Genomic DNA, 15,419 nt, shown 5'->3' on the forward strand with positions numbered 1-15,419 from the left:
TGGGAGCGGACCAGTCATTTCCCGACGAGTTAATGGATGCGTGATACCAAACCATTAGAGCTAATGCTTAGATGCAGCCATACCGTTAGTGGATTTTCGGGGAGGCGTACGAACGTGCTCGTACTCGCGCACATCAGCGATCTGCATCTCGACGGGACCGCCCGGGCCACGGAGCGCGCCGAGCGGGTGCGCGACCGCCTGTGGGAGTTGCCGGGGCGGGTGGACGCGCTGTTGGTGACCGGCGACATCGCGGACCACGGCGCGGAGGCGGAGTACGAGGAGGCCGCCCGCATCCTGGGGTTGCGCGAGGGTGAGGCGCCGTTCCCGGTGCTGACCTGCCCGGGCAACCACGACAGCCGGGCGCCCTACCGCAAGGCCCTGCTCGGGCGTCCCGCGAGCGACGGGCCGGTCAACAGCGCGCACGTCTTCGACGACGGCGCGGTCCTCATGTGCGACTCCAGCATCCCCGGGAGCGACGCAGGGGCGCTGGACGAGGAGACGTACGACTGGATCGAGGCGACGCTCGACGAGCTGGACGCGAGCCTGCCGGTGCTGCTCGCCTTCCACCATCCGCCGGTCGCACTGCACCATCCGCTGCCCGACCGCCACCAGTTGGGCGAGCCCGGCCGGCTGGCCGCGCTGTTGGAGCGGCGGCCGGAAGTCTCGGGGCTGATCACCGGCCATGCGCACACGCCTGCCGCGAGCGTGTTCGCGGGGCGGCCGCTGGTCGTCGGCCCCGGGGTGACGTGGACGCTGCGGCTGCCCTGGGAGGGCGAGCAGGTGGCCGACCGGGAGGCTCCGGTCGGGCTGGCCTTTCATGTGCTGGACGACGACGGGCGGCTCACGACTCACTTCCGGGTGGTCACGTGACGACACCGGGGATCGCCGTCAACTGCTGGTAGCCGCCGCTCTGATGACGGACCGTCAGAACAATCCCGACACCGGGTCGGGCGTGGGCGACGGCGTGGGCGAGGTCGGTGGCCGAGTCGATGCGGGTTCTGCCGAACGCGAGGAGTACGTCGCCGCGGACCAGGCCCGCCGTGAAGGCGGGGCCGGGGACGTGCACGCCGACGACCAGGGCTCCCGCCTTGTCCGCGTCGACGGCCTCCAGACCGAGGGTCGCGGCAGGGGACACCGCCGACGCGGTCGGCGTCGCGAGCGAGGGCGTGGGGGTGTGCGGGGCCGGGGGCGTCGGAGGCGTCGGGACCTGTGCGTGTCGTTGCAGGTCGGCGAGCTTGCTCATGCCGATCACCGTGGCACCAACGGTGCCGATGCCGACCCCGGACAGCACCAGGACCGTGCCGACGAACAGGGCGAACAGCACGGCCCTCAGCCGTCGGGCCCGCCGTCGTGCGGCGTGCGGGCGCCGGGCGGGGACGCCGGGTCCGGTGCCGCCGCCGGGGTCCTGGCCGGGCATCGGCTTGGGGCGCAACGCAGTGTGTTCCATGATCTCCTCCGGGTGAAGCTCTACCCGGAGCCCCGGTGCACGACGAGCCACGAACGAGTGAGACTGACTCACCGTCAAGGGCGGGAATCCTTCGTCCACTTGGGGCGGAACGGGAGGTCAGGCGTGTGCACCCAGCGCCTCCGCCAGCGTCGTCGCAGCCCCGCCGAGTGAGCCTGCGTACACCAGTTCCGTCCGGTGCACGAGGCGCGGGTGGGTGAGCGGGACGGCCATCGTGCCCGGCACGTCCGTCGCCGCCGAGTCGGGCAGCAGGGTCAGGCCGTGGCCCGCGGCGGCGAGGGCGGTGAGGGTGCGCACGTCGGTGCCGTCGTAGCGCAGGGCGGGGCGGAAGCCGTGGCCGCCGTTCGCGGCGCGGAGCTGGGCGAGCGGGAGGCCCGCGTCGGGGGCGTCCAGCCAGCGCGCGTCGGCGAGGTCGCCGAGGCGGAGGCCGGGGCGGCGGGCCAGGGGGTGAGCGGCGGGGAGGAGGACGCGGACGGGCTCCTCCCCCACGCCGTGCATGGTCAGCGGTGCCACGTCGGGCAGTCGGAGCGGATCGCTGGGGGCGGCCAGGCCGTCGACGAGACCGAGGTCCGCCGCGGCGGTGGCGACGGCGGCCGGGATCTCGTCGCGGGGCAGCACCCGCAGGGTCACGCCCGCGGCCGGGAGTGCGGCGACGGTGCGCGCGGTGAGTGCGATGGGGGTCGTGGCGAGCGTCAGGCCGTGTTCGGGCGCGGCCGCCATCCGTACGACGTCGGCGCGGGCCGCGTCCAGGCGCAGCAGCAGCGGGCCCGCGTGCTCGAGCAGCCGCTCGCCGGCGGGGGTGGGCGCGACGGGGCGGCGGGTGAGGAGGGGCGCGCCGAGGTCCTGTTCGAGCGCGGCGATGTGCTGGGACACCGCCGACTGGGTGTAGCCGAGTTCGCGCGCGGCCTCGGAGAAGGAGGCGAGGCGGGCGACGGTGACGTAGGTGCGCAGGAGGTGCGGGTCCATGTCGGCCAGGATGCACCGGCCTCATCAGCTCTGCTTATCGAGGGTGCAGAAATCATCGTTGGACGTGAATCTCGCTCCGCACCCAGGATGAGGTCATGACACGCACCGCAGCCCGAATCGCGAGGATCGCCCTGGTCGGGGACCGCTCCCCGCACGTCGTCTCGCACACCCGCGTCCCGCTGCTGCTCGACGCCCTCGCCGAGCGCGACCGCATCGGCCTCGACGCGTACTGGATCCCGACCGAGGACGCCGAGGCCGGGGACGCGGTGCGCGGGTTCGACGCCGTGTGGGTGCTGCCGGGCAGCCCGTACCGCAGCGAGGCGGGGGCACTGACGGCGATCCGCACCGCGCGCGTGGAAGGCATCCCCTTCCTCGGCACATGCGCCGGGCTGCAGCACGCGCTCCTGGAGTACGCCCGCAACGTCTGCGGACTCGACCGGGCCGCGCACGCCGAGAACGACCCCGACGCCGACGACCCGCTCATCGAGCCGCTGGCCTGCTCGCTCGTCGGCCACGAGGCCGAGATCACGATCGAACCGGGCTCGCTCGCCCACACGGTCATCGGCTCACAGCGCACGGTCGAGCGGTACCACTGCGCCTACGGCCCCTCCCGTCACCTCGACACCCTGCGCGCGCACGGTCTGCGCTTCTCCGGGCACGACCAGGACGGCCACATCCGGATCGCCGAACTCCCGGGCCATCCCTTCTTCCTCGCCTCGCTCTTCCAGCCGGAGCTGGCCGGCGACGGCTCGCACCCGCACCCGATGGTCCGGGCGCTGGCGCGAGCCGCGGTGGAACGAGCCGCGGTCCTCAGCTGATCGGCACCGCCGCGGGAGGGTGGTCCGGGAGGAAGGTGTGGGTGCGGCGGGCCAGGTAGTCGGCCTTGTAGCGGTCCACCTTCCGGTGCCAGTGGAGGATGCCCGCCAGCCAGTTCTCCAGGTCCTTCACATAGCCCCGCATGACCTCGCGCGCCTCGTCCGACAGGGCGAAGTCGTCGTAGACGACGGGGAGTTCGTGCGCCGCGACGTGTTCGAACTGCTGCATGCGCTGGGTCATCAGGTCGTGGACGACACCCAGTGCGGTCGGGTAGTCGATGCCGAAGAAGTTCTGCACGACGAGGATCGCGTTGTGGATCTCGCCCTCGTACTCGATCTCCTTCTGGTACGAGAAGACGTCGTTGATGAGGCATGCGTAGTCGACGGCGGCGTTCTCCAGGGAGCGGACGGGGCCGCTGCGATAGACCTCGGGCGGGACGGCGGGGCCGTGGCCCATGCGGCACAGGCTCATGGTGAGGTCGGAGCCGAAGGTGGCGCGGCGCATCTCCAGGTAGTCGACCGGGTCGGGGATGCGGTTCTGCAGCTGGTTGGACAGCTCCCACACCCAGCTCTCGGTCATCACGTTCACCGAGTCCTTGAGGGTGCGCCGCTGGTCGGGGGGCATCTCCGCCGTCGTGCGCGCCCACAGGTCGAGCAGGCCGCGCTCCATGCCGTTGACCGGGACGAGGGACTCATCGCCGTCCACGGGCATGCAGTCCGACAGGCGCTGCGTGGTGAGCCGGGCGGCCGCCAGGTCGCGGCGGTGGCCGAAGACCAGCGGGTAGTAGTCGTCGCCGTACGTGCCCCAGGCGAGCCACTGGGCGCTGAGGTCGAGCGCCTCGGGGCTCGCGTCCGGGTCGATGCCCGCCGAGCACAACGGGAGGTCGTACGCGGCGAGTTTGTCCTCGTCCCAGACGCCCTCCTGGAGCATGCCCATGGCGTGCATCCAGGCGGTGAGGCGCGGGCGGGCGGACTCCAGGTGCGGGCTCAGTCCGACCTGGAAGGGCATGTGGAAGTCGGGGAGCCGGGACGGGCCGACCTTCTGGAACGGCACGTGCGTGTACGCGCGCAGACGCTCGGCGCCGGCCGCCGCGAGCAGGGCGCCGACGTCGGCGGCCGAGGTGCCGGGGCCGGTCAGGCCGTGCCACGGGTTGGTGGACTGCGCGCGGGCGTTCATGTAGCGGCTGGAGCGCATGTGCCATTCGTGGCCACCGGACTGCCAGTCCTGAAGTCCTTGCGTGTACTTGGCGACGGCGGAGACCTCGGGCGGGGTGAGGCCCTTCTCCAGGGCGAGCGCGGGCACTTCGGTGAGGGCGGTGTGCTCGAACTGGTGGAGGCGGGAGGTCAGGATGTCGTTGACCGTGTCGGCGGCCTCCTGGGTGGTGCAGCCGAAGAAGGTCTCCAGGACGAGCACGCCGTTGCTGTTCTCGCCCTCGTCCTCGACCTCGCGCTGGTAGGAGAACAGGTCGTTGCGCAGGTGCACGGCGTCGGAGAACGTCTCCATCAGCACCCTGAGCGGCCTCGACCCGGCCACAGGGTCCGGGACTTCGGCCGTCGCGTACTCCACGAGCCCCGCCGACCAGGGCGCGCCGCCCACCTTGCGGCGCATCTCGATGTACTCGACGGGGTTGGCGATCCGCCCCTCGTTGATGTTGGACAGCTCCCACAGCGACTCGTTGAGGAGGTGCTCGGTCGCGACGGCGAAACGGCGGCGCCAGTCCACCGACATCGACGGCACCGTACGCGCCCACAGGTCGGCGAGTCCGGCTTCGACCGGGTTCTGCGGCTCCGGTACGGGAGTTGACAGGTCGAGCGGCATGAACAAGGGCAGGCGGTCCAGGTAGGCCTTGCCGCCGACGCGGTCCTGGGTGCGCTTGAAGATCTCCAGGAAGTGGTCGTCGAAGAAGAAGACCCACACGTACCAGTCGGTGATCAGCGACAGGGCGGGGCCGTCACAGTCGGGGTGGGTGTAGGCGCAGAGCAGTCCGTAGTCGTGCGCGTCCAGGTCGGACTGCTCCCAGATCCCGGACCCCTCCAGCATGCCCATCTCGCGCGCCCACTCGGTCGAGTGGGCGCGCGCCTCGTCGACATGCGGGTTCAGCCGCGCCTGATACGGCATGTAGAAGTGCGGGAGTTCGAAGGGCTGCTGCGTCATGGCCGGGCCCTACCCGCGGCCCTCCGGGACCATCCGCGAGCCCGGACATGATCACACCATCGCGTGAATCAGGGGTGAATCCGGGAGTTCTCGCGGACTCTTGTGGCGACAGCTACGACCATGCCGTACGGGAGTTGCTCGACCACCCGGCGGTGCGCCTGCCGGTCACGCCGCCGGCGAGCGCGGGCGGCCGGGAACCTGCAGGTCGACCACATCCTGCCGTCCAAGGGGCTGACGCCCGGCGCGAACGGGTTGTTCTGGCCGACGTCCGACGATCCGCCGTACCGCCTCGTGGGCGACGGCAAGACCGTGGTGACCTCGGACCACCGGATGGTGTGGCAGGAGGTTCGGGTGGGCTGACCGGACACTGTGCCTGTACTGCCAAGTAGGGGTGAAGGCAGAGGCGTTCAGGTGGCGGACCACGATCCGGGGGCCCTAGGCTCGGGCGCCACATGGAAGCCGACCGGCCGTAACGGCCCGGGGGAGGTAGGCCGTCATGACCGAGACACCGCTGCGCGCGGAACTGCTGTTCGCCCACGACGTGTCCGAGGAGCTGGAGCGGGAACTGGCCTCGGGGTTCGGCGAGTTGGGAGCTCCCGCGGTCCGGGTCCGGCGGGCCGTCGACCATCGCGGCCCGGCCGAGCTGCAGTGGCTGGTCCTGGCGTCGCTGCCGCTGCAGGCGTTCCTCAGCGGGCTGGGCGGTGAGGCGGTCAAGGACGGCTACCGCGCACTCAAGGACCTCGTGGGGCGGCTGCCCCGGCGCGACGGGAACACGGCACCTGAACCGGCCCCCCGCCCACTGGTGCTCCACGACGAGCGGACCGAGCTGCAGATCGTCCTGGAAGGGGACCTGCCGCAGAGCGCGTACGAGCAGCTGGTCGTGCTCGACCTGACCCGGTTCGCCGTCGGCCCCCTGCACTACGACCGAGCGCTCGGCCGGTGGCGGTCCGAGCTGGACGAGGCGGCGGTCTGAGGCGCGGCGACGAAGTGTCGTACGGCGACGCGCACCACGGATCGGGGGCCGGGGACCTGATGCAGCCCAGCGAGCTGAACCGGGCCTTACGGAACTGCGAGGAGGGCGAATCCCTTCTTGCCGCCGGGGACTTGGAGGGAGCGGGGCGGGCGTTTCGGGCGGTGCTCGCGGGCGTGGGGCCGCTGGAGGACGGAAGTGCGGAGGGTAGCGAGGGGGACGACAAGCCCGCGGATGGTGGCTACGGCGGACCCGGCGCGGGTGACGGGGCGGCGGCTGGTGGGGACGCGGGCGGCGGGACGACGGCCGGTGCGGATGCGGGGAGCGGTGCGGGGGCCGGTGCGGGTGCGGGGGCCGCGACAACGGCCGGTGCGGACACGGATGGCAAGACGGCGGCCGGTGCGGACACGAACAGCGGGACAACAGCCAGTACAGACGCGAGTGGCGCGACGACGGCCAGTTCGGGCACAGACGGCGAGACAACGGCCGGTCCTGATGCGAGCAGCGGGACAACAGCCAATGCAGACGCGGATGGCGAGACGGCAACCGGTCCGGACGCGGATCGCAGTGCGGCCCACGTGGGTGGACGCGCGGTGGGCGATGTGGAACCTGCCCGGAGTGGCGCGGCGGCAGGCGGTGCGGGCCCTTCCGCTGTCTGCGCGGATCACGGCGTAGCTGACGAGTCCGTCGGCGCGGTCGTGGCCGATGGGTCGCCGGCTCCGGGCGGCTCCGTGTCCCGGTCCGTCCCCGAACCCGGCGTCTCCGCCGATCGGCTTGCCGCGCGGGCGCATGTCGGGCTGGGGCGGTTGATGCTCGCGGCGGGGGAACCCGGGCGGGCCGAGAAGGAGTTCCGGCGGGCCGTGCGGCTGCGTCCGGTGGACCGGGATCCGTTGTACTGGCTGGGGTGTTCCGCCGCGCATCAGGGGGTGCACCGCCAAGAGGCTTACGAGACGGCCGAGTTGAGGTTCACGGAGGTCGTGGAGCGGTGGGGCGGGGACGGGCCGGGTCTGGTGCAGCGTGCGTACGTCCGGGTGCGGCTCGGCCGGCCCGCGGACGCGCTGGCCGACTTACGGTCCGCGGAGCGGGTCGGTGCGCTGGACGCGGAGGCCCGTTGGGTGCTGGCGGCGTTGTCGGGCGGGGCGGCGCGGGACGTCGCCCGGCTGCTGGGGGCGGCCGCGCGATCCGCGATGGGGCGGGCGCAGGGCCGCTCGCGGGCGCACGACGACTGGAGCCGAGCCGCGGCGCTGCTGGACCGCGCCCGTCAACTCGACCCCGCGGAACGGGATTTCGCCCTGCCGCACTCGGTCGCCCTCTGCCTGAGCGGACGCCGCGACGACGGCCTCGCCGTACTCACGTCCGCGTCCCGCTCCGCTCCTACCGACCGCCGTCTCGCCCACAACCTGGCGTTGATGGCTTGGCACGCGCTGACGCCTGCTGACGGGGAAACCGCCGAGGTCGGCACGGCGCGCGGAGGCAGCACGGTCGGAACCAGCGGGGCGAAGGGCACGACCGGGGCAACCGGCGAGCGTGAGCCAGGCAGTGCGGCCACCGTGACAGGCACTGGCGACACGGCCGAGCAGCGAGGCACGGGCGTCGGACAGGCCGGCGTGCCCGGCAACGAGGGCATCACGACGGCTGCCGGCAGCATGATCGACGCGGGTGGCACGATCGACTCAGGCCAGGCGGACCGACCAAGCGATACCGCCGACCCCACCCACGCCGGTCGGCCGGCCGGTCCGGGCGGCTCGGGCAGTGCAGGCGGCACGGACAACGCGGCAACCCCCGGCGCCGGCCGCACCCCCGACGAAGCCACCGCAGACCTGGCAAGTGCCTGGAAGCGCTGCGTCGCGCTCTGGGGCGGCCTGTTGCACGACTCCGTTTTCTGGGAGCGGCGGCGGGTTGAGGCGGCCGAGCGGTACGGGGTGGCCGTCGAGGACAAGGATCTCGTCACGCTCCGCGGTGACCTCCAGGATCGGCTCGAGGCGCTCATGCCCGAGGGCGACGCCGCCGGCCGTACCTCTCCCGAGGCGCTGCTGCACCGGGAGATCGAGGCGGCGCGGCTGCTGGCGGAGGGCGGCGGGCTGCCGCTCGCGACCGCTTCCGGGCCCCTTGTCTGCGGCCCCCTGCGGATCGTGGAGCTCGGCAGGGAACCGGAGTTGGGAGCCTTCGTCAGTGCGGCGGGCGAGGCGGCACCTGCGCTGCGCCAGGCCTTCTCGCACCTCGGCCTGGCCCAGGCCCTGCTCAGGCTCGACCGTCCCGGCGAGGCCCTCGCCGCCCTGACCGGCCTCCGCTGCCCGAGCTGCCGCGCCCGTTCAGCCACCGGCCGGACCGCCACAGCACCGGCCTCCACGACTGCCCCAGCCGCAGCCCACGCTGCCGCAGACCGCCGACAGCCCCCGGCTGAAAGCCCGAACGGCACCTCCGCCGCCGTAGAAACAGACCCACCCCCAACCCACCCCACGGCGCACGACCACGCGCAGGCACACCCCGCCCAAACCCCCCGCCGCCCCGACCGCGCCGCCGTCTGTGACCCCGACTGTGCCCACTTCGACGCCCGTAACCCTGCATACGCCGGACAGGCCGGCAAACACCGGCAGTTGATGCTGGACGGGCGGGCGCTGGCCATGGCGGCGCGGCTTGCTCAGGGGCGGGTGGCGCTCACCCCGGTCGCGCCCGATGTGCGTACGGCGGCGGCGAGTTGGCAGAAGGCGCTTGCGCATGCGCGGGCGATCGGGCAGGGCGCGGAGGTCGAGGCCATCGTTGCCGACACCGCGCTCGGTGCGGCCAAGGCCTTGCACCGAAGCGGTGACATCAATGCCGCCGGAGCGACGCTGGAAGCCGCCCATGCACTGCTCGACGACGGGCAACACGACCGGCTCAAGGGGCAGTTGGCGCGTGTGCTCACGGAGCGGGGCATCACTCGGGCCAACGCCGACATGGAGCGGCTGGAGGGGCCCGCCGCCGATCTGCGCCGCGCGGTCGAGCTCAACCCGCATCTGCACCGCGCCCAGGTCAACCTTGGCGTCGTACTGCGCATCCTCGGGGCCCGTATGCGCTGGTCGGGGAGTCTTGTGGGAGCCAGGAACAAGCTGAAGGACGCGGTGGACCACCTCACGGACGCCTTGGCGCACTTTCCCGAGGATCCGGAACTCGCCGAGCTCCGGGATCTGGTGCAGGACGATCTCGCCCTGGTTCACTCGGAGTTGGAGCAGGGGCGGATCGGGGGACTGCCGGAGTGATGGAGTACGAGGAACTGCGCTTCCGGGTGCGCCCGGTCGGCGTGCACCGTCATGTGCTGACGGTCAGCGGGGTCGGCGGCGCCGCGGAGGTGCTCGCGGTGGACGACGGCCGGCCCGAGGCGTATCGCAGGCGCTGGGAGCGTCTGGTCGAGGCCGAGTTGGGGTACGCGCCGCTCGGCGACCAGGATGCCGCCTCCCGGCTGCGGGACCTGGGCCGGGACGTCTTCGGTCTGCTGTTGGGCCCGCGGGCCGCGGAGTATCTGGGCGAGGCACAGGAGTACGTACGGCAGTTGCAGCCCGCGCGCGGGCTTCGCCTGCGTTTCGATCTGCCGCCGGCCCTGCGCTCGCTGCCGCTGGAGGCACTGTGCGCGCCCGCCACCGAGCCGGGCCAGTCGACGGCCCTGCACGACAACCTGTCGCTGGTGCGGTCGCTGCGGGGCGGGCCGATCGGCCACCGGCTGCCCGAGCCGCAGGACGCGCCGAGCAAGATCCGGCTGCTGGTCGTGCACGCCTCGCCGGACGGCGAGACACTGCCGGTCGGCGAGGACGAAATCGCCTTACTCTTACGGGAGTTGCCGCAGGTCGCCGTCGAGACGACGCTGGTGCGGCCGGCCACCCGGGACCGGCTGGAGACCGCGCTGGGCGAGCGCTCGGACCTGCCCACGGCCGTCCTGCTGATCGCCCACGGTTCGTACGACACCGAGCTCGGCAAGGGCATGGTGCATCTGGAGACCGCGGGCGGCGGCACCGACCTGGTGCCCGCGGACCTGCTGAGCGGCATGCTGCTGCGGGCGGCCGGGTTACGTCTCGCGGTGCTCAACCTCTGTTCCGGGGCGGACAGTTCGCACACCGAGCCGTTCTCGGGGCTGGCCCAGGCGCTGATCGGGGGCGGGGTGCCCGCCGTGGTGGCCATGCACGGGCGGGTGAGCGACCGGTCGGCGGGGCTGTTCGGACCCGCGCTTCTGAAGAAGATCGCGGCCAACCAGACGATCGACGAGGCGATGGCACACGCCCGCCGCACCATCTCCTACCAGCGCGGGCACACCGCCACCGAGTGGGCGACGCCCGCGCTGTTCCTGCACGAGGAATGCCGCCACGGCTGGCTGTTCAAGGCACGCGAGGTACGCGACGGCGAACGCGCCGCGCACGATCCGCTGCGGCAGGGCGCAGCGGCGTTGGGAGCCTTCAACAACCCCATCGGGGACGTGAATTCGGCCCAGCTGATCGAGGCGGCCCGCTTCCAGCGGCTGCGCAGAAAGTGGGAGGACGTACACAGCATCCTGGCCACCGACACCCAGCGGTACCGCAAGGAACAGCAGTTGCTGCGGGAGGAGGCGGCGTACGAGCTGGCCTGGCCGAAGGTGCAGGGGCTGTGCGAGCTGCTCGCGGACGAGGAGGCGCCGGCCGCGCAGCACGCGCTGTCCGCGGTCCGCAGCGCCCTGCCGGACGGCGATCGGGCCTGGCTGCCCCTCCTCGACAAGGAGGTGCTGGACCTCTCCCGGCTCACCGGGCTGCTGGAGCGGGCGCACACGGCCGGGCGCGAGGCGGACTGGGCCACGGCGCACGAACTGTGCGAGGAGCTCCTCGCCGAGCGACCGGCCGGGTTCGGCGACACGGTGCGGCTGCGCGAGGCCGCCGCCGAGGAGCTGGCACTGGCCGACGCCTGCGAGCGCGCGGCCGCGGCATGCGCCATGGGTGACTGGGCCGGCGCGTCCACCGCCTACGGCCACGCCCTCGACCTGCGGCGCGACCACCGTCCTGCGCTGGCGGGCACGGCGTACGCGCACGGCCGCAGTGCCGAGGACGCGGGTGACTGGCCCGCCGCGGCGGACGCCTTCGGGCGCTGCCCCCAGCTGTACGACGCGACGGCCCGCGGAGCCTACGCCCGCGCCCGGGCGGCCGCCGCGGCCGGCGACTGGAGAACGGCCCACGAGGCGTTCGCGCAGGCGTCGGCGCTGTACTCCGCCGCCGACGTGACGGCACCGGACGTACAGCAGGAAGACGTACCGCAGGAGGCTGCGGCTCGCAACGGACACCCGGCCGTCCCGGACTCGGGGGACGTCACCCTCGCCCCGCTCACCGGCACCGCGGCCTCGAACGGACACGCCCACCCCCCGTGCGCCCACTCCCCCGGACTCCCCTCCTGGCTCGCCTACGCCGCAGCGCGCGTCGCCGAGGGCGAGGAGCGGTGGGAGGAGGCGGCCGAGCGGTTCGCCGTGGCCGTCGGATTCGATGACGCCGTGGTGCGGGCCCACCATGCGCGGGGCCGTGCCGCCGTCAAGGACGGTGCCTGGTGCGAGGCGCTGGCCGCGATGCGGGCGGCCGTCGCCGAACCGGCCCCGGAGGCCGACGGCGGCGGACCCGCGCGGGCCCACGAGCCGGAGCCGGGAAACGTCGCGGTCATCGGTGGGACCCAAGTGGCCGATGCCCCGGTCGAGTTGGCCCATGGCCTCCCCGCTCCGGCCTCCTGGATCCCGGAGTTGCAGGAGCGGGTGCGCGAAAGTGCCGTGGCCGCCGCGGAGTCGGGGCAGTGGGAGCGGGCGCTGGACTGTCTGCGGCTGTTGCCGGACGCGTACGAGGACACCTGGGCGCAGCGCCGGTTCGCCGAGGGGCGGGTCGCGGAGGCCGCCGGGGAGTGGTCGGCGGCGGCCGAGGCGTACTCCGAGGCCGGGCAACCGGATGCGCAGGCGCGGCTGCGGTACGCCCTCGGGCGGGCGGCGGCGTTGTGCGAGGAATGGGACGCGGCCCGGGAGCACTTCGCCGAAGTGCCCGACCACATCCATGACTTCGCGGAGCCGCCCGAGGCGCTGCGGCTCTACGCGCAGGGCCGGGCCGCCGGCGCGCGCTGTGACTGGAAGGCCGCCGTACTGGACTTCGGCGGGCTGCCGGACAGCCATGCGGACGGCGACGTGGGCCACCGGCGCAAGTACGCGCGCGCACGGGTCGCCGAGCAGCAGGAGGACGCCAGACCGGACACCTGGACCTCCGTGCTCGGCCACCTGGACGGCGTACCGGACGAGGCTTTGGACGGGGCGGTCGGGCTGCTGCGCCGCAAGGCCACCGGGCAGCATGCGCTGAGCCTGGCCGAACTGGAGCGGGCCCGCGGCCTGTTCGAGCCGTACGCCGCGGACGACGCGGAGTTCGCGCTGCTGCACGGCTATGTGCTGGCGCGGCTGCACGAGCGCGACCAGGCGTGGGAGGAGGCGCTCGCCGCCTACGAGGAGCTGCCCGGCCACCATGCCGACGTGGCGCCGCGCACCCGGTACGCCCGGGCGCGGGTCGCCGAGGCGGTCGCCGGAACCGCCGAACAGTGGGGTGCCGTACGGGAGTTGTACGCGGAGCTGGCGGACGCCTTCGCCGACGACGGCGGCTACGCGGACGCCGCGGTGCGCGCCCGGTACGCGCGTGCCCGGCACGCCGAGGCCGAGGGCGACTGGGAGGAGGCGTGCCGCACGGCCGACGCACTGCGCGGCCACGCCGACGCGCCCCTGGTGGCCGCCTATGCGCGGGGCCGGCTGACGGAGGCGCAGCGGGACTGGCACCGGGCGGTGGACGCCTTCCGCGCGAGCGGGCCGTACCGGGACGCGGAGGCGCGGCTCGCCCACTGCGAGGGGCGGCTGCTGGAGGAGCAGGGCCGGTTCGCGGCGGCCGCGGAGGCCTACGAGCGGGCCGGCGGCGACCACGAGGGCGCGCGGGCGCAGGCGGTGCGGCTGCGCGGGGTGCTGCGGCTGGCCTGGGTGGACGGTGCGATCGGCGAACCGCTGGTGGCGGACCCGTTCGCGCTGCGGGACGAGACGTTCCCGTATCTGGCGCTGCGGGACGCGGGCGTCGGTCCCGGTTCGTCGATGGACGTGGTGAACAACCTGTCGTTCACGCTGATGGAGCGCGACGGCACGACCTGGACCTGGCCGGAACGGGTGGCCTGGGACCGGCTGCGGGTGCCCGCGCGGCGGCTGGAGCTGGACGCCCTGCTGTACCGCTGGCACGCCCCGGCCGCGGTCCGCGAGGCGGTCGCGCACCTCGCCCCGGACGACGGCTCCGATCCGCTGGACGCGCTGTGCGAGCGGTTCCCGAAGGACGCCCCGCTGCTGCTCCTGCTCGCCCGGGGCCGGGACGCGGCCGTCGCGGCCTGGGAGGAGCGGCTCGCGAAGACGCCCGGCGACATGACGGTGGTGCACGGGCTGGCCGTGGCCCGGCTGTGGCAGGCGCGGGAGCTGGAGCACAGCGGCGCCTGGGAGCACGCTGTGCGGGCCTGGGAGGAGGCCCTCGCCTACTGGGCGGCGGTGCTGAGCGACGAGGGCTACTGGGACGGCTGGCGCGCCGAACGCGCGGGCTGCTACCAGCGGAGTGTGCCGCTCGACGACCTCGCCCGGCTGCGCCGGGACCTCAGTCTGCGGCTGTCGGAGCATCTGGCCGCCGGCGAGGAGACCCACACCGACCAGGACAGGCCCGAACAGGCCGGGGCCTACCGGCAGTTGACCGCCCTGTTCGAGGCGGAGCTGGGCGGGGCGCGGGTGCTGAAGGAGGTCGGCGGGCTGCCGACGGTGCCGGGCACGGCCGTCGCCCTGGCCTGCGGGCCCCGGTATCTGCGCATGCTGCGGCTTGAGGTGCCGCTGGCCGAGCGGGTCGCCGAGCTGAGCGCGGCCGCCCAACAGGGCCAGGATCCGGGCGAGTTCGCGGTGCGGAAGCTGCGCTGGGCCTTCTCGGTGCTGTCACCGGCGTATGCGCTCGCCGAGGCGCACCGGTTCGAGGAGGCGCTGGTGGCACTGCCGGCGCTGGCCGCGCTCACCGAGCTGCCCGAGGACTGCGCGGGGCCCGGCGCGGAACCGGCCGCGCACGTCCAGGGCTGCGGCCACTGCCGGGACTTCGTGCGCCGCGACCCGGCGTATCTGCGGCTGACCCGGCGGCAGGCACGGTTCGTGCAGGACGGTGCGGCGCTCGCGGTGCAGGTGCGGCTCTCGCTAGCGCAGACGGCGCTCACCAGCGGCCTGGGCGGGCTGGACCGGGCGCTGGCGCAATGGTCGCAGGCCGTGCTGGTGTCGAAGAGCGCCGGTATGCAGGCCCGCACCAACCGGGCGGTCGTACAGATGGTTCTCGGCCGTATGGAGGCGCTGATCGACACGCCGTACGAACAGCGGGACGCCGCGCTGGACGAGGCGGTGGTGCTGGCCGAGCAGGTCAAGCCGGTGCTGCAGCCGCTCGCGCACGATCTGGCCGGGCAGTTGGACGCGCAGCTGTCGCTGGTGCTGTCGATGCGCGGCGTGTGGCGGGCCTCCTCGCGCGGGCGCCACGGTCTGCCGCTGGACGTGCCGGCCGCGGAGGCCGACCTGCGGCGGGCACTGGAGCTGAACCCCGAGTCGGGCCACGCCCGCGGCAACCTCGTACGGGCCCTGGTGTACACGCTCGAGGAGCGGACCGCCGATCCGGTGGAGCAGCTGGGGGTGCTGCACGAGGCGATCGGCCTGCTGCACACCGGTCTGCGGCAGGAGCTGGCGCACAACTACCGCGAGACCCTCGCCGAGACGCTGAACGCGCTGGAGCGGCTGGTGTCCGAGCGCATCGGCATCGACGGGCTGGCCGAGCTGATGCGGGCGATGGCGCAGGAACAGCCCGCGGACGAGAACGATCTCGCCGGGCTGGCAAGGAACTTGGCGGACCGGGCGCGACGGGCGCTCGAGGAGGACGGCGACGTGGCGCTGGCGGTCCATCTGCTGATCCGCGCGGCCCGCACGGACCCGTCGTCGGCACAGGTCCGCAGTTTCCTGCTGGACGCGGTCGGCCGCTGGCGCGAAACACTGCGCGGCCGCGG

9 protein-coding genes are annotated in these 15,419 nt (G+C 73.5%); 6 read left to right on the forward strand and 3 right to left on the reverse strand.

Features of this window, described 5'->3' with window-relative positions:
• Positions 1-114: 114 nt before the first annotated feature.
• On the forward strand, positions 115-870 hold the full coding sequence (locus ACFY1L_RS14880; RefSeq protein ID WP_388823265.1) for a metallophosphoesterase: 756 nt from the start codon (positions 115-117) through the stop codon (positions 868-870).
• Here ACFY1L_RS14880 and ACFY1L_RS14885 read toward each other — a convergent pair.
• Both ACFY1L_RS14885 and ACFY1L_RS14890 read right to left on the reverse strand, forming a co-directional pair.
• Complete coding sequence (locus ACFY1L_RS14885; protein ID WP_388823267.1) at positions 863-1,447, reverse strand: PDZ domain-containing protein; 585 nt, start codon at positions 1,445-1,447, stop codon at positions 863-865. The two genes, ACFY1L_RS14880 and ACFY1L_RS14885, sit on opposite strands and share 8 nt — an antisense overlap.
• A gap of 117 nt (positions 1,448-1,564) precedes the next feature.
• Positions 1,565-2,431 (reverse strand): LysR family transcriptional regulator, encoded by an 867-nt coding sequence (locus ACFY1L_RS14890; protein WP_388823269.1) that lies wholly within the window; start codon positions 2,429-2,431, stop codon positions 1,565-1,567.
• 95 nt (positions 2,432-2,526) lie between these two features.
• On the opposite strand from ACFY1L_RS14890, the gene ACFY1L_RS14895 reads away from it, so the two are divergent.
• Positions 2,527-3,249 carry a hypothetical protein gene (locus tag ACFY1L_RS14895; RefSeq protein WP_388823271.1) on the forward strand — a complete coding sequence of 241 codons (723 nt, stop codon included), beginning with the start codon at positions 2,527-2,529 and terminating at the stop codon, positions 3,247-3,249.
• Here the strand turns inward: ACFY1L_RS14895 and cyc2 are convergent.
• Positions 3,242-5,401 carry a germacradienol/geosmin synthase Cyc2 gene (gene cyc2 / locus ACFY1L_RS14900; protein ID WP_388823273.1) on the reverse strand — a complete coding sequence of 720 codons (2,160 nt, stop codon included), beginning with the start codon at positions 5,399-5,401 and terminating at the stop codon, positions 3,242-3,244. The genes ACFY1L_RS14895 and cyc2 overlap by 8 nt on opposite strands.
• 120 nt (positions 5,402-5,521) lie before the next feature.
• On the opposite strand from cyc2, the gene ACFY1L_RS14905 reads away from it, so the two are divergent.
• The 4 genes from ACFY1L_RS14905 to ACFY1L_RS14920 form a co-directional block, all read left to right on the forward strand.
• Positions 5,522-5,761, forward strand: a complete 240-nt coding sequence (locus ACFY1L_RS14905; protein WP_388823275.1) for a hypothetical protein — start codon at positions 5,522-5,524, stop codon at positions 5,759-5,761.
• Positions 5,762-5,897: 136 nt separating this feature from the next.
• Positions 5,898-6,374, forward strand: a complete 477-nt coding sequence (locus ACFY1L_RS14910; RefSeq protein WP_388823277.1) for a hypothetical protein — start codon at positions 5,898-5,900, stop codon at positions 6,372-6,374.
• A gap of 728 nt (positions 6,375-7,102) precedes the next feature.
• A complete protein-coding gene (locus ACFY1L_RS14915; protein WP_388823279.1) occupies positions 7,103-9,610 on the forward strand; it encodes a hypothetical protein in 2,508 nt (835 codons plus the stop codon).
• The coding region (locus ACFY1L_RS14920) for a CHAT domain-containing protein (RefSeq protein WP_388823281.1) at positions 9,610-15,419 on the forward strand (5,810 nt) is incomplete at its 3' end. The genes ACFY1L_RS14915 and ACFY1L_RS14920, both read left to right, overlap by 1 nt.

The organism is Streptomyces sp. NPDC001663 (assembly GCF_042893105.1).
Classification (GTDB): domain Bacteria; phylum Actinomycetota; class Actinomycetes; order Streptomycetales; family Streptomycetaceae; genus Streptomyces.